Raw genomic sequence first — 19,803 nt, 5'->3', positions numbered from 1 at the left:
GCGGGGCGCTCAGGACGGGGCCGGCCCCGTCGACTGCCGGACGACCAGTGCGTGCGGCCGGGACGGCGGGTCGTCCGCCGGTTCGTTGCGCATCAGCTCCCCGAGCAGGAGATCGGCTGCGTAGGCGCCCTGTCCCGCGGGGTCCTGCCGGATGGTGGTCAGGCCCATCGGCTCGGCGAACTCGTGGTCGTCGATGCCGATGACCGACAGGTCGCGGGGCACGTCGATGCCCAGCTCGGCAGCCGCCGTCAGCACGCCGAACGCCATCTCGTCGGAGGAGCAGAACACCGCCGTCGGGCGGTCCCGGGGATCGGCGAGCATCGCCAGGGCCGACGCGCGCGAGGTGACGAACCGGAAGTCACCGAAGGCCGTCCAGTCCTCCCGCACCGTCAGCCCGTGGTCGGTCATGGCGTCCCGGAAGGCCTGCTCCCTGAGTCGCGGCACCTCGAAGTCGATGTCGAATGACCCGCCGCCGCGCATGTGGGCGATCCGCGTGTGGCCGAGCCCGATCAGGTGCTCCACGGCGTCGCGGGCAGCCTGTGCGTCGTCGATCCCGACGTGGCGTACGCCCTCGACCGCACCGCCGATCACGAGGTTCGGGTACTCCAGCTGCTGGACCGCCTTCCGCTCCTCCGGCGTCAGGTGCATGGACATGACGAGCAGGGCGTCGATGCGCCGTCGCAGGATGGAGCGGTGGAACACGCGGTCGCGGTTCACCCCGTCCCCGCCGAGGCTGAACAGCACGAGGTCGTAGCCGGCCGCGCGCAACCGTCGGTCGATGCCCTCGAGGACGGCCGAGAAGAACCAGCGGTCGATCACCGGGACCAGGACGCCCATCGCCATCGTGCGTCCGGACGCGAGTCCGGACGCCGACGACGACGGCACGTACCCCAGCTCCTTCGCCGTGGAGTTGACCCGCGCGCGCGTCTCCTCGGCCACTCCCGGCAGCCCGCGCAGTGCGCGGGACACCGTGGCCGTGGAGACGCCGAGGGACGCCGCGACGTCGTCGATGCTGGTCATGAGCTCAGCCCTTGAGGCCGCCGGCGAGGAGGCCGCGCACGAAGTAGCGCTGGAGCCCGAAGAACACCGCGAGCGGGACGATGATGGACACGAAGGCGCCCGCCGTCAGCCGCTGCCACTCACCGCCGCGGGAGCCCTGGATCTCGGCCAGGCGCTGGGTGATCGGTGCGACGTCCGCCCCGCCGCCGGAGAAGACGAGCGCGACGAGGAGGTCGTTCCACAGCCAGAGGAACTGGAAGATCCCGAAGGAGGCCAGCGCCGGCGTGGCCAGCGGGACGATGATGCGCCAGAAGATGGTGCTGTGACCGGCCCCGTCCACGCGCGCCGCCTCGATGACCTCACCGGGGATCTCCGCGATGAAGTTGTGCAGGAGGAAGATGGCCAGCGGCAGCCCGAAGATGGTGTGGGCCACCCAGAGCTGTGCGTAGGTGCCGCTCGGCAGCAGCTGGAACTCGCCGAACTTCAGGACCTGCGTGAAGAGCTGGAGCAGCGGGATCAGCGCCATCTGGAGGGGGACGATCTGCAGGGCGAAGACGAAGATGAACAGGCCGTCCTTCCCCCTGAACCGGCCCCAGGCGAACATGTAGGCCGCCATGGCGCCCAGGACCAGCGTGAAGACGGTACCGGGGATCACGATCGCCAGGGAGTTCACGAAGTAGGAGAGCAGGTTCGGCGACTGGCTGCCCCCGGGGCTGAGGACGTCGGCGTAGTTCTCCAGGGTGAACTGGCGGTCGAGGATGGCGTTCCACCAGCCGTTGCCCTTGATGTTGTCCTCGGGGCGGAAGGACGAGATCAGGAGCCCGAAGGTGGGGACGGTCCAGATCACGGCGATGATGATCGCGGCAGCGGTCGCCCCGCGCGACGTCAGCCGCTGCCGGACGCGCTTCTGCATGGTCGGTGTGCCGGCGGTGGCGTCGTCCTTGACGTCCGGCAGGAGCTCTTTGTCGTTGTGCAGGGGCACGGTGCTCATCGGATCTCCTTCTGCTTGCGGAGCAGCCGGGCGTTGTAGACCACCACGGGCAGCACCATCAGGAACAGGACCAGTGCCAGTGCGGCGCCCCGTCCGGGCTCACCCGCCCTGAACGCCTGGGTGTACATCTCGTTGGCGACCACCGACGTCTCGTACTGGCCTGCGGTCATGGTCCGGACGATGTCGAAGACCTTGAGCGTCCCGATCGTGATCGTCGTGATCACGACGATCAGGGAGCCACGGATCGTGGGGATGGTGACGTTGCGGAACTGCTGCCACGCACTGGCGCCGTCGAGCCTCGCCGCCTCGACGATCTCCGTGGGGATGCCCTTGATGGCGGCGGACAGGACCACCATCGCGAAACCGGTCTGGATCCAGATCATGACGGCGATCAGGAAGAACGTGTTCTCCGGGGCGTCGAGCAGGAACTGCTTGGGTTCCTGTCCCAGCCATACGAGGATCTGGTTCAGGAGCCCGATCTGGTCCTGCTCGGCGCCCTTGTAGGCGTAGACGAAGCGCCAGATCACGCCGGCTCCGACGAAGGAGATGGCCATGGGCATGAAGACCAGGGCCTTCAGCGCCTTCTCGCCCCGGGCGCGGTCGATGAACACCGCGTAGGCCAGGCCGATCGAGGACGCGAGCAACGGGACGAGGACCACCCAGATCAGGGTGTTCCTCAGGGTCACCAGGGCCTCGGGCTGCGTGAACATCCACACGAAGTTGTCCAGTCCGACGAACTCCCCGTTGCGGTCCGTGAAGGAGAGGTACGAGGTCTGGAGCGCCGGGAAGACGAGCCCGACGGCCAGCAGGATCAGGGCCGGTGCCAGGAACCCTGCGACCTGGAGCTTCTCCCGTCCGGACTTCGGAGCCCGGTCCACGACCAGCATGATGAGGCCGATGATGGCCGCGAAGATGGCGAGTCCCACCACCACCTGTAAACCTTTGTCAGCGAAATCTTCCACAGCCCAGCCTCCTTGGTGCGCGTGATGAAAGTGATCTTGGGAAAGTGCGGCCGGGCAGGCTCCACCGCCCGGAGCGGTGGAGCCTGAGCAACCGGCGACGGCCGGCACCGGCACCTTCTCGGGTGCCGACGCCGGCCGTCAGCGCATCAGGACGCCGGCCAGCTGTCCTCGACGGACTGCGTCACTTCCTCCGTGGAGGAACCGTTGATCCAGTTCACGATGCCGCTCCAGAAGGAGTTGGATCCGACGGCGCCGGGCATGATGTCGGAGGCGTCGAAGCGGAACACCGTGTTGGGGTCCTGCAGCAGTTCGATCGACTGGCGGTCGAGGTCCGATCCTGCGAGCTCGGGGTCGAGCCCCTTGTTGGCACTGATCGCTCCGCCCTGGGATACCCGGGCGTTGGCGAACTCGGCGCTCGCCATGAAGGACTGCAGGGCGACGACCTCGGGGCGATCCGCGTAGGCGCCCACCATCTCGCCACCACCGGTGATCGCCGTACCCGCGGCAGGATCGACGGGAGGGGTCATGAAGGCCCAGACGTCACCGTCTTCGGCGACCTCGGTGTCCTCGGGCCAGTTGGCCGCCTGGAAGGAGGCCTGGTGGTGCATGGCGCACTGGCCGTCGAGGACGGGCTGGCCGGCCTCGGCGAACGCGGTCGAGAGGATGGAGCGCGAGTCGCCGAAGCCACCGTTGACGTAGTCGTCGTTCTTGAGGATGTCACCGACGCGGTCGAAGGACTCGACGATCCGGGGATCGTCGAACGGGATCTCGTGGGTCACCCACTGGTCGTAGACCTCGGGGCCGTGGTCCCGGAGCACCGCGTCCTCGATCCAGTCGGTTCCCGGCCAGCCGGTCGCCTCGCCGGACTCGAAGCCTGCGCACCAGGCCTTCATCTCCTCTTCCTCGCCGGCGATCTTCTCCGTCAGCTCGGTCATCTCGTCCCACGTGGTCGGGACTTCCCAACCCTTCTCCTCGAAGGTCGCGGGGACGTACCAGACGTAGCCCTTGACGTTCGCGAGCATCGGCGCGGCGTAGAAGGTGCCGTCCACGGTGCCGTACTTCTTCCAGTCGGGGGACCAGCCCTCGTCGACGAGGTCCGAGACGGCCTGCGGGGCGGGCTTCAGGTTCTCCGCCTGCGAGGCGAGCAGGCCCGGCTGCGGGAAGATCGCGAGGTCGGGAGCCGTCCCGCCCTGCGCGCGGACGCCGATCTGGGTCTCGAACTCCTTCGAGCCTTCGTACGCGACCTCGATGCCGGTGCATTCGGAGAAGTCGGCCCAGGAGTTCTCGAGCCTTTCAGCCTCGACGTCGACGATCGTCGAGTAGACGCTGACCTCGGCGTCCTCGAACGTCCCGTAGGACTCGTAGGCGGCGCAGTCCGCGTCGCCCGAACCGGCACTGTCGGATCCTCCGGAACCGCACCCCGCGAGTGCGAAGAGGGAGACGCTGAGTGCTGCCGTGGGCAGCAGATACTTGCGTGAGCGAATATTCGCCATGGAAACAGACTCCTTTGTCTTGCGGTACTCCGTGAACCTGGCTGACGGCCACGAAAGCCGAGCGCCGGGGTTGTGCCGCCTCACTGAATGATGAGAGTCAGCGTAAGCGCTTGCAAAGCGCCCGACAACCCGGCGGGGACCCCACGCGGCTTTGATACGGAATCGTGACCTGGTCCACAGGGTCAGCTGACGCGCTCGGCCCTGGTGAAGCGGACGCGCGCCCCTGAACTGATGCTGATGAGCACGGGGGTCCGGTACCCCGTGACCGCATCCAGGGCCTCGACCAGGCGGGAGACCTCGACCGCGACGGTGTAGGGCGGGACCCCCTTCCTCGGGAACACCCGGACGCGCAGACCCGGGACTCCCCGGAGCTCCCAGGTGCTCACCGAGGCGCCGGCGAGGTCCGGACGCTCGAGCAGCGCGGCCTTGAGCGCCTGCTCGGCGGCCGCCGCGGTGATCGTCACCGATCCCGCGGTCCCGCCGTCGTCCGGACGCGGTGGGGAACCGCCCGGCCCCCCGACGGCGGCGAACACCCCGGTCCGCCCCCTCCCCTGTGCGGCGATCCACAGCGCGAGCAGGACGACCAGCGCGAGGAGCACGGCTGCGAGCGCGGCCCACAGCCAGGTGTCCTCCTGCCCCTCGAGCGTGGTCCGGCCGCGGACGCCGTCGATGCCCTCCCCGATGCGCGGAGCGGTGACGCGCCACCAGGAGGCGACGGCGGGAACGGCGAGGAGCGCGAGACCGAAGGCTCCGGCGGCGAGGGCGAGGAGTCCGACGACGGCGAGCACGAGCCGGTTGAGCACGCGCGGGGTGGTGTTCACTGCCCGATCACCCCCGACTCGGCGACGATGACGGTGATGCGGGGTTCGGGCACCACGCTCGAACGACGGAGGTCGTCGGCGACGGCCACCCGCACGGCATCGGCGTCCACGGGGACACCCGATGTCGGACGGACCTGCACGGTGACGGTCGTCCGGCCCACGGTCACGAGCACCTGCTCGGGAGCCACCCCTGCCGCCATCCGTGCCCTGCGGGCGAGCGAGGACGCCACCACCTCGGCGTCGACGACCACCGCGGCCCGCTCGTTCGGGATGGTGTAGCGGAGTCTCCGGCCGGGCAGCACGGCGAGCAGGAGGAGGAGTGCTCCGAGCACGAGCAGCAGGGCGGATCCGGCGCCGAGCAGGGAGGCGGGTGCTGCACCGGGCAGCGTCCCGACCCATGCTGCTGCGGCCTCGAGGTCCACGAGGAACGGCTCGTCCCCCACCGCCTTCAGCAGCGCCTCGAACAGCAGGACGAGGAGCGCCACGATCAGCAGGACCGCCGTTCCCACCGAGGCGATGGCCCGCGAGGAGTGGAGTTCCCTGCGCACGAGCCGGGCGGTGGATGCAGGTGTCGAGCGGTCCAGCGGATCCGCAGTCACAGCACCCTCGCCCCCTTGGCGACGGTGCTGCCGATGACACGGATGTCGACGCGGCTCAGGCGTGCGCCGGTGAGCGACTCGACGCGCTCCAGGATCGGTGTGCGGGCCGCCTCCACCCGCGCCCACAGGGGGTCGCCGAACGACTCCACGACGCCGGGATCGTCCAGCACGCGGGCCAGGGGCGGGACGGGCAGTGGTAGGGCCAGGAGGAGGGCGAGCAGGCCGCGGTCGTCGGTGAACGTCGCCCGGACCTGCGCGGGCTGCACGCCGAGCACTTCCGCAGCGGCGGCCTGCGCGGTGCTCGTCAGGGCCTGGGTGGTGATGCGGTTGTGCCCACCGGGTGACGCGCGGTGCCGCGGCACGGAGAGAGGAGCCATGGAACGGGTGGTCGCGGCGTGGAGTGGCTCGGTGGTCACGAGGACGAGCGTCGGCCGGACAGGGCGTCGAGGACACCGCGCAGGTCGAGCCTGCCCTCGATGATGCGCCCGAGGACGGCACCGGCGAGGACCAGCACGAGGGTCAGCACGAAACCCCAGAACCCGAAGATGAGGGCGGCGAAAGCCAGGACGGCTCCGGTGGCCATGCCGATGATGGTGGGTGTCACGGCTGCCTCACTCGACCGGTTGCTTCAGCTGGGTGGAACCCGTCGTGCGGACGCGTTCGCCGGTCGTCTCGGCCGGAGGCGGCAGGTGCACGTCGAGGACTTCGACGTTGACCTCGATGACCTCGAGTCCCACCAGATCGGTCAGCGCCTCGTAGACGGCGACCCGGACGGAGTCCGCCAGGGCATTGAGGGCGTAGCCGTAGACGGCGACGAGGCTGATGTCCGCGGCGAGCTGGGTCTGCCCCACCTCCACTTTCACGCCGTGCGCCGGATCGTTCGCGCCGACGGCGTCCCGGATGGCTCCGAGGGCCCGTCCGGCGCCGGGCCCCAGGGCGTGGACTCCCGGTACGGCCCGCGCGGCGATGGCTGCGATCTTCACCGCAGCAGCGTCACCGATCACGGTCCGCCCGGCGGGTGCGTCCGGCAGGGCCGGCAGCGGCCGCCCTGGAGGTTGCTCGATCATCGACGTCGACCCCTTTCGCTTGTGCCCAGCCTAAGCCACGGTACGGCCTGCGGGGCAGGGCGCCCTGTCAGAAGGACCGGCGCCGCCGGCGGGACGCGGTCAGGAGTGGGTGCAGTGCCGGCCGAGCCAGTCCTGCACGGGGACCATGGCACGGCGGAAGGCCTTCTCGTCGAACGTGCCCGACCCCTCCGGCGGGGCCTCGACGGAAGAGGCGAGGGTGGTGAAGTCGTCGTGCAGGTCCGCCGGCACCTTCTCCCGCAGGTCGAGGATCTGCTGCTCGAGGGCGACGAGTTCCTCCGGGTCCGAGTTGGAGCGGAGGCTCAACGGCGCGAGCATGGCCGTGGTGACCCCGCCCGCCACGATGACGCAGTGGTCCGACGGGTCCGGGCCCACCGCCGACCCCGTCTCCTCGCCGCCCGCCGCTCCCTCCCCGGAACCGGCCGGAGCCGGCTCCTGCGGGGGCGCGGAGAGGAGAGTGGGCCCGGGAGACGGGCTGGCCGGCATGGTGAGCATGGTCTCGGCAGGGGCCGTCGCACCCTGGCTGCACCCGGCCAGGGCCATGGCGAGTGCCAGCCCGGGCACCGCATGCAGGAGTCTCACGAAGGCCCTTTCGTCTCGAGGGGTTGCCGGGGGTTCAACGCTTGAAAGCTCCACAAATATCCCAGGTGGTTCCCCTGGGCAACCGCAGGGTGCCCAGGGGGGTACCGACCGGTCCGGACGGACCGGGCATGCCGGCCCACCGTTTCCGCTGCCGGCATCCGCCGTGATGCTACGGCTCGAACCCCGGCGTTGGCTGGGAACATCGGGCGCAGAAAAAAACCCCGCGTTCCGTGGGGAACTGCGGGGTTTTCGGCGGTGGCTCCGACCGGCGTCGATCCGGTGACCTTTCGATTTTCAGTCGAACGCTCTACCAACTGAGCTACAGAGCCTTGCGACCATCTTCGCGATGATCACCGTATCCAGCCCGACCGGAATCCCCGAGGGGATCCGGCCGCCTGAGCGACCCTGACGGGACTTGAACCCGCGACCTCCGCCGTGACAGGGCGGCGCGCTAACCAACTGCGCTACAGGGCCTTGCTATCTTTCCTTGCCGTTTTGCAAGAGTTCCAGCCTACCAGCACTTTGCAGTGCGGTTGACCGCCCGTGAGGGCATCTCGTGCGTACCCCCAACGGGATTCGAACCCGTGTCGCCGCCGTGAAAGGGCGGTGTCCTAGGCCACTAGACGATGGGGGCCAGAACCACAGTTCGGGTTCCTGCGACCTTCCGGAGGGCTAGCTTTTCCGGCGGATCATTCCCTGTCGTGGACCTATAAAACTATAGGGGCAGATTCTCGATTACACAAAATCGGCGCCTCGGCGGCGTCACCCGGCTCCTGGGTGCCCGTCCGAGGCGCGGGTGTGCGTTCTGTACGATCGGGTCGTGCCGTTCGAGATCCCACTCACAGAGTTCGAGGAAGCCGTCGACGACGCCATCGACCGGATCCCCGACGACCTCGCCCGCGCCATGGACAACGTGGCCATCCTCGTCGTCGAGGAGTACGAGCCCGGGCCCGGGGAACCTGCCGACACGCAACTGCTGGGACTCTACGAGGGAACCCCGCTCACCGAGCGCGATGCGTGGTGGGAGGCGGGGTCGCTGCCGGACCGCATCAGCATCTTCCGCGGACCCCTCATGCGACTGTGCGAATCCCGCGAGGAACTGGTGGAGGAGATCCTGGTGACGGTGGTGCACGAGGTGGCGCACCACTTCGGCATCGACGACGACCGGCTCCACGAACTGGGCTGGGGCTGAGGCCCGGCCCTGCCGCGGTCGGCGGTGACGGCCCGTGCGCTACCGGGTCGGCGCGATCATCGGCCCGAACGAGCTCCGGTCCTCGAGTCGCGGGTCCGCCTTGTCGGGGACGATCAGCACCGGACCCCGGGCATGGTGCAGGACGCCCTGGCTCGTGGACCCCATGAGCATGCCCGCGAAGCCGCCGCGGCCCCGCGTGCCGACCACGAGCAGCTCCGACGTGGCCGAGGCCTCGATGAGCACCTCGGCTGGCGGCCCGTCCACGAGGTCCACCCGGATGTCCAGGTCGGGGTAGTGGCTCTGGAGCCAGTCGCGTCCGGCAGCGAGCTGGACGGCGAGGTCGGCATGGAGCGCTTCCCGGTCGACGGGCGCGGGCACCCAGGCGAGGGAGCCGTTGAAGGGCGCGACGGAGCAGACGACCCGGAGGGCGAGCCCCCGCGACCGCGCTTCCTCGGCCGCGGCGAGAGACGCCATGCGAGCCTGTTCGGAACCGTCGACGCCGACTACGACCACGGGTTCCACCACGGCGGGCGGCTTGTCCTTGACGGACTTCCGGCCCAGTTCCGGATGCCCGAGGCGGGCTCCGGTGCAGACCGGGATCACCGCCGTCGGACATTTCGCATGGGCAGGCAGCGCGCTGCTGACGGACCCGAGGAGGCGGCCCACGAAGCCACCGCGCCCGCGGGATCCCACGACCATCAGTTCCGCTTCCTCGGAGAGGTCGAGCAGGACGCCGGCGGCATCACCCGTCTCGATCCGCGGATGCACATCCACCGTGATCCCATCGAGGTGCCCGAGCGAGTCGTCGAGCACGGACTGCGCGCTGGCCCGGATCACGTCGTCGTCCACAGTGGCGTAGCCGGCGTCCATGCTGGAGGCCGCGAAGACCGGGACGGTGTAGGCGGTCACCACGTAGAGCGGAGCCCTGCGGCGCTCGGCCTCCTGGGCGGCCCAGAGCAGGGCGCACGTGCTCTGGTCGGAACCATCGACGCCGACGACTATCCCGTGCTGCGCCAGCCCCTGCGACAAACCCTCTGTGTGCTCGCTGCCCACGGCAGGCCTCCTTCGGTCGCGTGTTCCGCCGCCCGAAGCGGCCGGTCAACCATTTGTAGCGCACCGCAGATCATCGGTCTATCCACGGTCTGAAAAGTTATATAGGCTTCGAAGACCCGTCGCGGAGGTAGGCTTCCGAGCCCTTTTCCCCCCGCGCGAAGTGCTCTTGGATGACCCGTTCGCAGCCAAGAGTCCGTACGGCCCGGAAGAGGCGCCGGGCCGTACGGGACCAATGCTTTCCAGTGGAGGTAACCCGGTGGATTCCTTGCCGCTCGACCCGGTCCGGTCTGCGTCCGCGATGCCCACGCCCGCGGAGCATACGAGCACCGTGGTCATCGGCTCGGGGCTGTCGGGACTCGCCGTCGCGAGCGAGCTGAGCCGCCGCGGCATCGATTCGATCGTCGTCGAGAGCCTCGAATGCTTCGACTCCGGCGCCATGCGGACGGTCATGACGGACTCCGTCTCCCTGTCGGAACGGACCGAACTCATGCGGCTCCTCCGCGGCTACGCGACGGCCCACCAGCTCGATGTCCGGCAGACCACCGTGGCGGAGAACCTCAGCATCATCGGGCATCCGAAGCTCATCAAGGGCCCCGTGGGGCACAAGAAATGGGCGGTGCAGACCGCCGACGGCGTGCTCCTCGCCGACCACGTGGTGCTCACCAAGTACCCCCAGAACGAACTGCGGAAGTTCCTCCGCTCCATGGGTATCGCGATCGGCAGGGACTTCAAGGCGGCCCTGCGCGCGATCGGCCTGCACCTCGTCGGCGTCGGCGAACTGCTGACGCCCACCACCCGGGAGATCGTCCGCCAGGCGAAACTCGTCAGCGACGCCATCGTGGCCCAGGGACCGGCCGCCCTCAACCGGATCGCGCCGCCCCTCGCGGCCATCTCGCCGCTGGGGGCATAGCCCTTCCCTGCTGCGGTCTGCCGGCCGGCCCTATTTGCCGGCGCCGAGCCGCTTGCGTGCCGTGACCGCGAGCGCGACGGCGATCGCCACGAGCGCCGCGAGCATCAGGATGATGCTCCAGGGGAAGTCGCTGACGCCGGCCGTCTGCGTCTCGCCGGCCTCGGCCTCCTCCGTGTCCACCGGGCCGGCGGTGCTCACCGAGTCCGGTACCGTCGTCGAACCCTGCAGCGCGCTGAAGCCGAACGTACCCTCGATGGGATGCGAGTCCGAGCTCACCACGCGCCAGTTGACCGTGTAGCTCCCGGCCGGTGCGCCGGTGCGCAGGGGCTGGGTCGCGGTCCGGTCGACGATCTGCACGGGCCCGTCCGCCCAGTCCACGCCGGACTCGTCGAGGACCTGCACCTGGGCGCCGATCCCCGAGGGCACGTTCGAGAAGGTGAGTTCCAGGCTGGGGGGCAGGACGTCGAGGGTCGTGCCCTCCGCCGGGTCGGTACCGGTCAGTTCGTCGTGCGCGTTCGCTGCGCCGCCGGCACCGAGCAGCATGGCGAGTGCCAGCAGGACGGCGGAGACGAGCCCGGCGACCGCAGGGAGGGGACGACGCCCCGGCCGCGGGGTGGCCGGGTGCTGGGCGGGCGGGAGGAGGGAGGCAACCATGCTCCAACCCTACGCGGAGACCCTGAGGGGGCGCTGGGGACCCGGCAGCGCGCCGGCCGGAGGGGCGCGTAACGGACGCAGCCTTCAGGCATGCCCGCGATAGAATGTATCGCGATTGCTCCCCGACCCTTCCGCCCTAGGATCCCCCATGCTCAAAACTGGTTCCGCGCTGGATCGCTACTTCGACATCACGCAGCGGGGGTCGACGTTCTCCCGTGAGATCCGCGGCGGCCTCGCCACCTTCTTCGCCATGAGCTACATCGTGGTGCTGAATCCGCTCATCCTCGCCGGCGCCGACTCCTCGGGCGGCGAGCTCGGTTTCGAACGCGTCGCCGCCGTGACCGCCCTCGTCGCCGGCATCCTGACCATCCTGATGGGCGCCTGGGCCAAGTACCCGTTCGCGCTGGCCACCGGGCTCGGCGTCAACGCGTTCGTGGCGATCACCGTCGCCACCAACCCGGGCCTCACCTGGCCGGACATCATGGGACTCGTCATGCTCGCCGGCCTCACGATGCTCGTCCTGGTGCTGACCGGATTCCGGACGGCCGTCTTCAACGCCGTCCCGGAGAGCCTCAAGACCGCGATCGTCGTGGGAATCGGCCTGTTCATCGCGCTGATCGGCCTGGTCAATGCCGGCTTCGTGCGCCGCGTCCCCGACGTCGCCAACACCACGGTGCCGGTGGGCCTCGGTTTCGGTGGAGTACTGATCGGCTGGCCCACCCTCGTCTTCGTCTTCGGCCTCATCCTGACCATCGCCCTCGTGGTGCGGAAGGTGCGCGGCGCGATCCTGATCGGCGTCCTCGCCGCGACGGTGCTCGCGGTGATCCTCGAAGCCCTGTTCGACGTCGGCGCCAGCGTCTCCCCCGGACAGGAGCCGAACCCCGCGGGCTGGTCCCTCGTGGTCCCGGAACTGCCCTCCGGTACGTGGATCGGCGTGCCCGACCTCAGCCTCGTGGGCAACGTGAGCCTGTTCGGGGCGTTCGGGCACCTCGGCGGCACCGCCGCCATCCTGCTGACCTTCACGATCCTGCTCAGCATCTTCTTCGACGCGATGGGCACCATGGTGGGGCTCGCCAACGAGGCCAAGCTCGTCGACGCCAAGGGCAACATCCCGGGGGTCGATCGCGTGCTCGTGATCGACGCGCTCGGCGCGGTGGCCGGTGGTGCCGGTTCGGTCTCGTCCAACCAGATCTACGTGGAATCGGGTGCGGGTATCGGCGAGGGTGCCCGCACGGGCCTCGCGAACGTGGTCACGGGACTGCTCTTCCTCCTCGCGATGTTCTTCACGCCCCTCATCAGCCTCGTGCCGTTCGAAGCCGTGGCACCCGCGCTCGTGGTGGTCGGCTTCATGATGGTGGCGCAGGTGGGCCGCATCGACTTCGAGGACTGGGGCGTCGCGATCCCGGCGTTCCTGACCTTCACGCTCATGCCGTTCACCTACTCGATCGCGAACGGCCTCGGCGCCGGCTTCATCGCCTTCGTGCTGATCCGCGCCATCCAGGGCCGCGGCCGCGAGGTGCATCCGCTGATGTGGGCCGTGGCCGCGGCCTTCGTGGTCTTCTTCGGCATCGGCCCCATCGAGGAACTCCTCGGCATCTGATCCCAGTGGGCGGGCGGTCGCTCCGGCGTCGGATCCGCCCGGTGATCGGGGCCGATCAGTGGGCAGGTCCGAACCAGCCCGCGCATCGAGCGCTCCGGGTGGGAGGAGCGACGACGGACCGCACGTCGACGGCTGGCGACGACGGCGGATGGGGGACCGCCGTCGTCGCTGTCCGGGGGACGGTCCTGCAGGTCGGTGCGCGGTTCAGCGCGCGGACCAGCCGCCGTCCATGACGTAGGACGAGCCCGTGACCATCCCGGCGTCGTCGCCCGCGAGCCATGCGACCAGCGACGCCACCTCCTCGGGTTCGACGAGGCGCTTGATCGCCGATTCCGTGAGCAGGATCTTCGAGAGCACCTCGTCCTCGCTGATGCCGTGCAGGCGTGCCTGGTCCGCGAGCTGGTTCTCGACCAGGGGCGTCCGCACGTAGCCGGGATTCACGCAGTTGCTCGTGACCCCGCGCTCCCCACCCTCGAGGGCCGTGACCTTGGACAGACCCTCCAGCCCGTGCTTCGCCGTGACGTAGGCCGATTTGAACGGCGAGGCGCGCAGGCCGTGGACGGAGGAGATGTTGATGATCCGCCCGAAACCCCGCTCGTACATCCCCGGCAGCGCCGCGCGGATCAGCAGGAACGGAACCTCGACCATGAGCTTCTGGATCCGGCGGAAATCGTCGGGGCGGAAGTCCTGGATGGCGCTGACCGTCTGGATGCCGGCGTTGTTGACCAGGATGTCCGCGTCGAGGGTCAGGTCTTCGAGGGCCGCGGTGTCGAGCAGGTCGACGGCCCAGGCCTCCCCCTCCAGATCCCGCGCCAGGGCCGCGGCGCCCTGCCCGTCGCGGTCGGCGACGACCACGGAAGCGCCGCGGGCGGCGAGGCTGCGCGCGCAGGCCGCGCCGATGCCGCTGGCGCCGCCGGTGATGACGGCCCTCCGACCGCCGAGACTCCCCTCGGAACGACCGGCGGGCTGCGTGCCGGCCCTGCCCCCGGGTCCGATGTAGGACATCGCCGCCGCTTCGTCGAGGCTCATGGCTTTCCTTCCGCGCATGCTCGGCGGGGCCGCTCCCCGCACACCACCTGAGTATTCCTGCACGACGGAGTGGGACCAATGACCACTTCGGCACGCCTACCCTGCGATACTGCACACATGGCCGCCCCGAACGCACAGGATCTCCTCGTCCTCCGGGCCGTCGCGCAGACCGGTCGCTTCACCACGGCGGCGGACAGCCTCGGTCTCAACCACACCACCGTCTCCCGACGGATCGCGGCCCTCGAGAAGGCCCTCGGCGGGCACGTCCTGTCCCGTGGCACGGGCGGCTGGGAGCTCACGGACCTGGGCAGGCGGGCAGCGGATGCCGCGGCGGGAGTCGCCGCGGCCGTCGCGCAGCTGGCCGGTGACGACGGCGGCGCGCTCACCGGCGTCGTCCGCATGAGTGCCACGGACGGCTTCAGCGCGTTCATCGCCGCCCCGGCCTTCGCGCGGCTCCGGGCCCGCAACCCGCGGCTGAGCATCGAGATCGTCGCCGCCACCCGCAGGGCCTCCCAGACGCGGACGGGCCTCGACTTCGAGGTGGTGGTGGGCGAACCGCAGGTGCACCGGGCCGAGGCCACGCGGCTCGGGGCCTACGTGCTCGGGCTCTACGCGTCCCGGGACTACCTGGAGGAGCACGGCACGCCGTCGGACCTGGCGGAGGTGGTCACCCATCCGCTCGTGTACTTCATCGACTCGATGCTCCAGGTGGACAGCCTCGACGCGCCACGGCGCCTGCTGCCCGCGATGCGAGATGCACTGAGTTCCACGAACGTGTTCGTCCACGTCGAGGCGACGCGGACGGGTGCGGGCCTCGGCCTCCTGCCGTGCTTCATGGCGGACCGGCATCCGGACCTCGTGCGGCTCCTGCCCGGACTGGTCGCCGAGCAGCTGGACTACTGGCTGGTGGTGCGTCCCGACGCGTTGCGGCAACCCGCTGTCGCCGCCGTGGTGGAGGCGCTGCGGGAGGGGACGCAGGCGCTGGAGCCGCAGTTGCTGGGCCGGTCGGGCGGGGTGTGATCGTCGTCGCGGCCGGCATGCTCTTCCCGGATGTCGGCGATCGTGCACGCGTCGGGGCAGCGCCCGGACGGCGCTAGGACGATCCGCCCCGCGGACGCAGCCGGGTCTCCTCGACGTCCAGGATGCGCTGCGCCTTCGCCAGCACGCGGGACGAGTAGGTGCCGCGTGCCCGCGCTGCCAAAAGCGCCTGCCGTTCCGCCTCGAGCACGGCCAGCCGGAGGTCCCGGTACTGGCGGTGCGGTGAGCGCACCAGCTTCTGCTCCGGCAGGCGCGCCTTCTCCCACTCGAATTCCGAGCGCATGCCGGTGTCGGTCCGCACCCGTTCCAGCACGTCCTCGTCCACCTGCACGTCCCCACCGACGATCTGCTGCGGGTCGTCCAGGATCCGCAGCCCCTCGGTGCGCAGCTCGTCGAAGAGGGTGGCGGATTCCTCACGGTCGGTGTCCGCGTCGATGCCCTCGATCCTCAGGACGCGGATGAGTGCGGGCAGGGTGCTGCCCTGCACCAGGAGAGTGGTGACGGCGACGGTGAACGCGATCAGCACGAGCTGCTCCCGGTAGGCGAACGACTCCGGCAGGGACTGGGCGGCCGCCAGGGTGACCACCCCGCGCATTCCCGACCAGCCGAGCACGGTGGCGCCCCTCCAGCCGAACCCCTCCCGCCGTTCGAGCTCGAGGTCGGCCCGGCGTCGCTCGTACAGCCTCGTGAGGGCACGCTTGCGGCGTTCCTGCCGGGCGTCGAGCGTCGGCTGTTTCTTGAGGCGCCCGAGACCGCGGCGCAGCTGCAGCGTCCGCCGTTCCGCCCGGCTCGGCAGTCTCCGCATCAGCAGCACGAGCGGGAACACCCAGAGGAACCGCAGGAGAATCAGGGCGAGCGTCGCGAGGAGACCGATCAGCACCGTCTGCTGCACCGTCAGCAGGGACTCGTCGATGTTCTGCAGCAGGGTCCTGACCTCGAGCCCGATGAGGAGGAACACGCCGTTCTCCAGCAGGAACTGCACGGTCCGCCAGTTCACGTTGTCGCTGATGCGGGCCCGGGCGTCGAACTGGCTCGCGCTGCGGTGACCGGTGTAGATCCCGGCGACCACCACGGCCAGCACCCCGGACGCACCGAGCTCCTCGGCGGGGAGGAAGGCGACGAACGGGACGGCGAGGGACAGCGCCGTGTCGAGCACCGGATCGTCGAGCTTGGACCGGAGGAAGACCGTGACCACGCCCACGGCGTAGCCGACCACGACGGCGACGACGACGGCGTACACGAAGTCACCGACGGCCGCACCGAAGCCGCTCAGTGCCCCGGCGGACGCCGCGATGGCGCTGCGGAGGAGCACCAGCGCGGTCGCGTCGTTGACGAGGCCCTCGCCCTCCAGCACCGTGAGCAGCCGGGGCGGGAGGCCCAGCCGGCGGCCGATCGAGGTTGCGGCGACGGCGTCGGGCGGGCTGATCACCGCGCCGAGCGCGACCGCGGCGGCGAGACCCAGGCCGGGCAGCAGCGTGTGGAGGAGGAGTCCGGTGGCGAAGGCGGAGATCACGACGAGCGCGACGGACAGGCTGGCGATCGGCGTGACGTTCCGGCGGAAGTCCGTGACGGGCGTCTTGATCGCCGCGGCATAGAGCAGGGGCGGCAGGATGCCCGCCAGGATCCACTCGTCGGGGATGCTGAAGCTCGGGACACCGGGCACGAAGGAGAGCGCGATGCCGACGACGACGAGGATGAGGGGAGCCGCGACGCCCACGCGCCTGGAGAGCACCGCGACCGCCACGAGGACGGCGATCCCGATGATGCCCAGCAGACCCAGTTCCACGCTGCCAGCCTAGTGTGGACGGACCGCGTCCGGCGGCCGTACGCGCGACGGGGGCGCCCCTTCACGGGAGGGGCCGGGGGCGTTACGGCGCTCGATCCGGCAGCGCGGCCGGTCGAGCGGCGGGCCGGACAGCGCGCCCGACGGACCGCCCGTGAGGTCGGCATCGCTGCGATATGGCGGTCGCGGTCCGCGCAGCCGGCCGCGCACGCCTCCGCGGGCGGTCAGTCCGCGAGGAGCTGCGCGCCGGCCGAGAACGTCCGCACCCGCGCGTCCTGCCAGAGGTGGGCGGGCACTCCCCCGCCCAGCAGTTCCCGGGCCAGCCCCGGATCCTCGCCGAGGGGCGCATCGCTCCCCGCGATGATCACGTTGCCGTAGCGCCTGCCCTTCAGCATGGCCGGATCGGCGATGATCACGGTGTGCGCGAACTCGGCGCCGATCGTCGCGGCCTCCCGCTTGGCCATCGCGAGGTTCGGGCTGTCGCCGCAGTTCACCACATAGACCCCGTCGGCTGCGAGGACGCGCTTGGCGGCCCGCGTGAATTCCTGGGTCGTCAGGGGCACCGGGGTCACGGCGCCCGCGAAGACATCCCGGATGACGAGGTCGCGGCTGTCCTCGCTGAGCGACTCCGTCACGGCGCGGGCCTCACCGACGCGGATGCGCACGAGCGGTGCCCGGGGCAGGTCGAACCACTGGCGCACCAGTTCGGCCAGCCGCCCGTCGAGTTCGACGACGACCTGGCGCGCCTGCGGGTGGGAGGCGGCGAAACGGCGTGCGAGCGAGCACGCTCCCCCGCCGAGGTGGAGCACGCGGAGCCTGTCCGTGGACGCCCAGCGCGAATCGACGAGCGATGCGATCCAACGCATGTACTCGAAGTCGAGCTGCAGCGGATCGGCCAGGTCGATGTGGGAGCTGGGTACGCCGTTGATGCGCAGCACCCAGCCGTTCGGGTTGTACGGATCGGGTTCGAGCTCGCAGGTCCCGGTGTCGATGGGGAACTCGCCGATCTCGGGTCGTGCCCCCGAGGGCTTCGCCATCAGGTGCACCCTCTCATCGCTGGTCCGGACGGTGCATGCGGAACATGGGCCGATGGTGCCAGGTGGGCCCGCACAGCATCGAGGTGCCGTCGGGTTCGAAGCCGTTGCGGCGGTAGAAGCGCTCGGCCCGCGGGTTGCCGTTCAGGATCCACAGGTAGGCCGCCCGTGTGCCGATCGCGATGTCCATCAGGCGCTGCCCGAGCCCCGTCCCGTGCGTGGAGCGGAGGGTGTAGATGTGGTGCAGTTCGAAGTCGGGGCGGTCCTCGTCGCGTCCAGGACCGGAGGTCGCGATCGCGACCGGCGCGCCGTCGTCGTCGAACGCCAGCCAGCTCCGCGCGCTGCCGCGGGTGCGTTCCGCGTGCTGGAACGCCTCGCGCTGCCGCTCGATCATCGCGGGCAGCTCGGCGTCGTAGAACTCGTGGTACTCCCGCGGCATGATCTGCTCGTACGTCTCGTGCAGCCCTGCCACGTGGGTACGCGCGTACGCCTCGGCGTCGTCCACCGTGGCCGGCCGGATCAGGTAGGGAAGCGTCAGCAGGGGCTGTGTCACTGCCCCAGTTTAGTGGCCCCAGGCCACCGAGGTGCGGTGGTGCTCCTCATGGCGCCCGCCCGGCCGGTAACGCGACCATAACGCGGCGGTAACGCCGTCGGGCCTAGGGTGATCGCACGCTCCGGCGCCGACCGGCTGAGGAGCCGGGTGAACTCCGGCTGGTTCACTGTCCCGTGCAGGCCACGGGTCGCGCCAGGCGACGACGGACCGGCTGATGGCCGGCACCCACGCACCGCCGCTCGAGGAGAGACCATGACGAACGATTCGCCGGAACCGCTGGACCGCATCATGTCCCGCACCCGCCCGCAACAGGGCGACTCGCCCTCCGAACTGCACGACCCCCGGAACTACCTCGTCTTCGACCGCCTGCCCTCCGCGGCTGTGCTCGGCGATGCGTCCAGCGCTTTCCGCACCGACGCGGAAGGGCGTATGACGGTCAGCGATCCCGGGACGGTCCTCGGCATCGTGGTGAAGGCGGTGGAACCGTCGACCCTGTCGGATGTCGAGGCCGCCGTCACGGATCTGCAGGGCCAGGAGGATCCGGCGGGCAGCGCCGGCTCCTCCTACATCCCGGACTGGGTCGCCGTCGCGCCGACGCCGGTCCTCGCCCCCGTGGTCGAACCGACCCGCCTCGTCCGCAGGAACGGGGCGAAAGTGCGCCCGGAATGGGTCATCGAGGGCGACGGCAGGTCGGCGTACTACCCCAACGCCTACCCCTTCTCCGTCGTCGGCCGTATCTTCGTCTGGACCGATGCCGCTGCCCCGAACTGGACATGGTGGGGTACGGCGTCCTTGATCGGAGCCCGCAGCATCCTGACCGCGAGCCACGTGGTCCCCTGGGGCTCCGCGAACTGGAAGGCGCTCTTCGTGCCGGCCTTCTACGACGGCGCATCCATCCACGGCGCGTGGGCCGCGTCCTGGGTGACCGGCGCCCACGGGTACAGCAGCCACGCACAGGGCGACGACATGGCCGTCATGCGGCTCGATGTCGCGCTGGGCAGCAGCCTCGGGTGGTTCGGTTTCCGGACCTACAACCCGGGCTGGGAGGACCAGAGTGTGTGGACTCTGCCCGGTTACCCCTGGGACAAGGACGGCGGCAACCGGCCGTGGCTCTTCCTCAATTTCCCGATCATCGACGACGACAACGACGGCGCCGGCGTGGAGCTCGAATACCGCGCCGACACCGAGGGCGGCCAGAGCGGCGCACCCGTCTTCGGGTGGTTCGGGGGGTCTCCCGATATCGTCGGCACCCACTCGGGCGGCGAGGACAACTTCGGTGAACCACGACAGAACGTCGCCGCCGGGGGCAATGCGCTGACGAACCTGCTGCACTGGGCGCGCAACACCTGGCCGTAGGCACGCGCGAGCCCTGTTTCCCGCCATCGGGGAGCCGGGCCGACTCCGGGCTCGCCCCGAACCGCAGGA

General features: G+C 70.1%; 21 protein-coding genes and 3 tRNA genes. 5 read left to right on the top strand and 19 right to left on the bottom strand.

The annotated features are described in order from the left end of the window. Positions 1-9 precede the first annotated feature (9 nt). From ACX80L_RS08895 to ACX80L_RS08835, 13 genes are all read right to left on the bottom strand, one after another. Positions 10-1,020 (bottom strand): substrate-binding domain-containing protein, encoded by a 1,011-nt coding sequence (locus ACX80L_RS08895; RefSeq protein WP_133080261.1) that lies wholly within the window; start codon positions 1,018-1,020, stop codon positions 10-12. A 4-nt stretch (positions 1,021-1,024) separates the two neighbouring features. Next, on the bottom strand, positions 1,025-1,912 hold the full coding sequence (locus ACX80L_RS08890) for a carbohydrate ABC transporter permease (RefSeq protein ID WP_244186274.1): 888 nt from the start codon (positions 1,910-1,912) through the stop codon (positions 1,025-1,027). A gap of 74 nt (positions 1,913-1,986) precedes the next feature. Beyond that, positions 1,987-2,952: a carbohydrate ABC transporter permease gene (locus ACX80L_RS08885; RefSeq protein WP_133080259.1), complete on the bottom strand. Its 966-nt coding sequence runs from the start codon at positions 2,950-2,952 to the stop codon at positions 1,987-1,989. Between the two features lie 146 nt (positions 2,953-3,098). Next, on the bottom strand, positions 3,099-4,445 hold the full coding sequence (locus ACX80L_RS08880) for an ABC transporter substrate-binding protein (protein WP_208740321.1): 1,347 nt from the start codon (positions 4,443-4,445) through the stop codon (positions 3,099-3,101). A 182-nt stretch (positions 4,446-4,627) separates the two neighbouring features. Next, positions 4,628-5,266 (bottom strand): hypothetical protein, encoded by a 639-nt coding sequence (locus ACX80L_RS08875; protein ID WP_208740320.1) that lies wholly within the window; start codon positions 5,264-5,266, stop codon positions 4,628-4,630. Further along, on the bottom strand, positions 5,263-5,865 hold the full coding sequence (locus ACX80L_RS08870; protein ID WP_459289092.1) for a DUF6286 domain-containing protein: 603 nt from the start codon (positions 5,863-5,865) through the stop codon (positions 5,263-5,265). Before ACX80L_RS08870 ends, ACX80L_RS08875 begins: the two co-directional genes overlap by 4 nt. Continuing rightward, the gene (locus ACX80L_RS08865; protein ID WP_459289090.1) at positions 5,862-6,281 is read right to left on the bottom strand and encodes a hypothetical protein; all 420 of its coding nucleotides are present in this window, start codon (positions 6,279-6,281) and stop codon (positions 5,862-5,864) included. Before ACX80L_RS08865 ends, ACX80L_RS08870 begins: the two co-directional genes overlap by 4 nt. Further along, positions 6,278-6,469 (bottom strand): DUF2273 domain-containing protein, encoded by a 192-nt coding sequence (locus ACX80L_RS08860; RefSeq protein WP_133080256.1) that lies wholly within the window; start codon positions 6,467-6,469, stop codon positions 6,278-6,280. The genes ACX80L_RS08865 and ACX80L_RS08860 overlap by 4 nt, the downstream gene beginning before the upstream one ends. Positions 6,470-6,476: 7 nt before the next feature. Beyond that, a complete protein-coding gene (locus ACX80L_RS08855; protein ID WP_133080255.1) occupies positions 6,477-6,932 on the bottom strand; it encodes an Asp23/Gls24 family envelope stress response protein in 456 nt (151 codons plus the stop codon). Between the two features lie 99 nt (positions 6,933-7,031). Beyond that, entirely contained in the window at positions 7,032-7,532 is a 501-nt protein-coding gene (locus tag ACX80L_RS08850) for a hypothetical protein (protein ID WP_459289088.1), read from the bottom strand. 256 nt (positions 7,533-7,788) lie between these two features. Next, positions 7,789-7,861, bottom strand: a tRNA-Phe gene (locus ACX80L_RS08845). 71 nt (positions 7,862-7,932) lie between these two features. Beyond that, a tRNA-Asp gene (locus tag ACX80L_RS08840) sits at positions 7,933-8,006 on the bottom strand. 87 nt (positions 8,007-8,093) lie between these two features. Further along, positions 8,094-8,166: transfer RNA gene (locus tag ACX80L_RS08835), tRNA-Glu, on the bottom strand. A 186-nt stretch (positions 8,167-8,352) separates the two neighbouring features. On the opposite strand from ACX80L_RS08835, the gene ACX80L_RS08830 reads away from it, so the two are divergent. Next, complete coding sequence (locus ACX80L_RS08830) at positions 8,353-8,724, top strand: metallopeptidase family protein (RefSeq protein WP_244186151.1); 372 nt, start codon at positions 8,353-8,355, stop codon at positions 8,722-8,724. A 39-nt stretch (positions 8,725-8,763) separates the two neighbouring features. Here ACX80L_RS08830 and ACX80L_RS08825 read toward each other — a convergent pair whose 3' ends face one another. Continuing rightward, the gene (locus tag ACX80L_RS08825; RefSeq protein ID WP_208740465.1) at positions 8,764-9,777 is read right to left on the bottom strand and encodes a universal stress protein; all 1,014 of its coding nucleotides are present in this window, start codon (positions 9,775-9,777) and stop codon (positions 8,764-8,766) included. 256 nt (positions 9,778-10,033) lie between these two features. On the opposite strand from ACX80L_RS08825, the gene ACX80L_RS08820 reads away from it, so the two are divergent. Next, a complete protein-coding gene (locus ACX80L_RS08820; RefSeq protein ID WP_244186150.1) occupies positions 10,034-10,687 on the top strand; it encodes an FAD-dependent monooxygenase in 654 nt (217 codons plus the stop codon). 30 nt (positions 10,688-10,717) lie between these two features. Here the strand turns inward: ACX80L_RS08820 and ACX80L_RS08815 are convergent, their stop codons facing one another. Beyond that, positions 10,718-11,341: a copper resistance CopC family protein gene (locus ACX80L_RS08815; protein ID WP_459289085.1), complete on the bottom strand. Its 624-nt coding sequence runs from the start codon at positions 11,339-11,341 to the stop codon at positions 10,718-10,720. A gap of 148 nt (positions 11,342-11,489) precedes the next feature. On the opposite strand from ACX80L_RS08815, the gene ACX80L_RS08810 reads away from it, so the two are divergent. Continuing rightward, the gene (locus tag ACX80L_RS08810; RefSeq protein ID WP_133080250.1) at positions 11,490-12,941 is read left to right on the top strand and encodes an NCS2 family permease; all 1,452 of its coding nucleotides are present in this window, start codon (positions 11,490-11,492) and stop codon (positions 12,939-12,941) included. A gap of 204 nt (positions 12,942-13,145) precedes the next feature. Here ACX80L_RS08810 and ACX80L_RS08805 read toward each other — a convergent pair whose 3' ends face one another. After that, a complete protein-coding gene (locus ACX80L_RS08805; RefSeq protein ID WP_459289347.1) occupies positions 13,146-13,946 on the bottom strand; it encodes a 3-hydroxybutyrate dehydrogenase in 801 nt (266 codons plus the stop codon). A 141-nt stretch (positions 13,947-14,087) separates the two neighbouring features. Here ACX80L_RS08805 and ACX80L_RS08800 point away from each other — a divergent pair, with 141 nt between their 5' ends. After that, on the top strand, positions 14,088-14,990 hold the full coding sequence (locus ACX80L_RS08800) for a LysR family transcriptional regulator (protein ID WP_133080248.1): 903 nt from the start codon (positions 14,088-14,090) through the stop codon (positions 14,988-14,990). Between the two features lie 73 nt (positions 14,991-15,063). Here the strand turns inward: ACX80L_RS08800 and ACX80L_RS08795 are convergent, their stop codons facing one another. From ACX80L_RS08795 to ACX80L_RS08785, 3 genes are all read right to left on the bottom strand, one after another. Further along, on the bottom strand, positions 15,064-16,794 hold the full coding sequence (locus ACX80L_RS08795) for a cation:proton antiporter (RefSeq protein WP_459289083.1): 1,731 nt from the start codon (positions 16,792-16,794) through the stop codon (positions 15,064-15,066). Positions 16,795-17,015: 221 nt separating this feature from the next. Continuing rightward, the gene (locus ACX80L_RS08790; protein WP_133080246.1) at positions 17,016-17,828 is read right to left on the bottom strand and encodes a fused MFS/spermidine synthase; all 813 of its coding nucleotides are present in this window, start codon (positions 17,826-17,828) and stop codon (positions 17,016-17,018) included. A gap of 13 nt (positions 17,829-17,841) precedes the next feature. Continuing rightward, positions 17,842-18,378, bottom strand: a complete 537-nt coding sequence (locus ACX80L_RS08785) for a GNAT family N-acetyltransferase (RefSeq protein WP_244186064.1) — start codon at positions 18,376-18,378, stop codon at positions 17,842-17,844. A 252-nt stretch (positions 18,379-18,630) separates the two neighbouring features. Between ACX80L_RS08785 and ACX80L_RS08780 the strand changes: the two genes are divergently transcribed. Continuing rightward, the gene (locus ACX80L_RS08780) at positions 18,631-19,734 is read left to right on the top strand and encodes a trypsin-like serine peptidase (RefSeq protein ID WP_459289082.1); all 1,104 of its coding nucleotides are present in this window, start codon (positions 18,631-18,633) and stop codon (positions 19,732-19,734) included. Positions 19,735-19,803 lie beyond the last annotated feature (69 nt).

The organism is Arthrobacter sp. MDT1-48-3 (assembly GCF_054511015.1).
The sequence above is the reverse complement of the archived record's forward strand: the minus strand, read 5'-3'. Positions and strand labels throughout refer to the sequence as shown.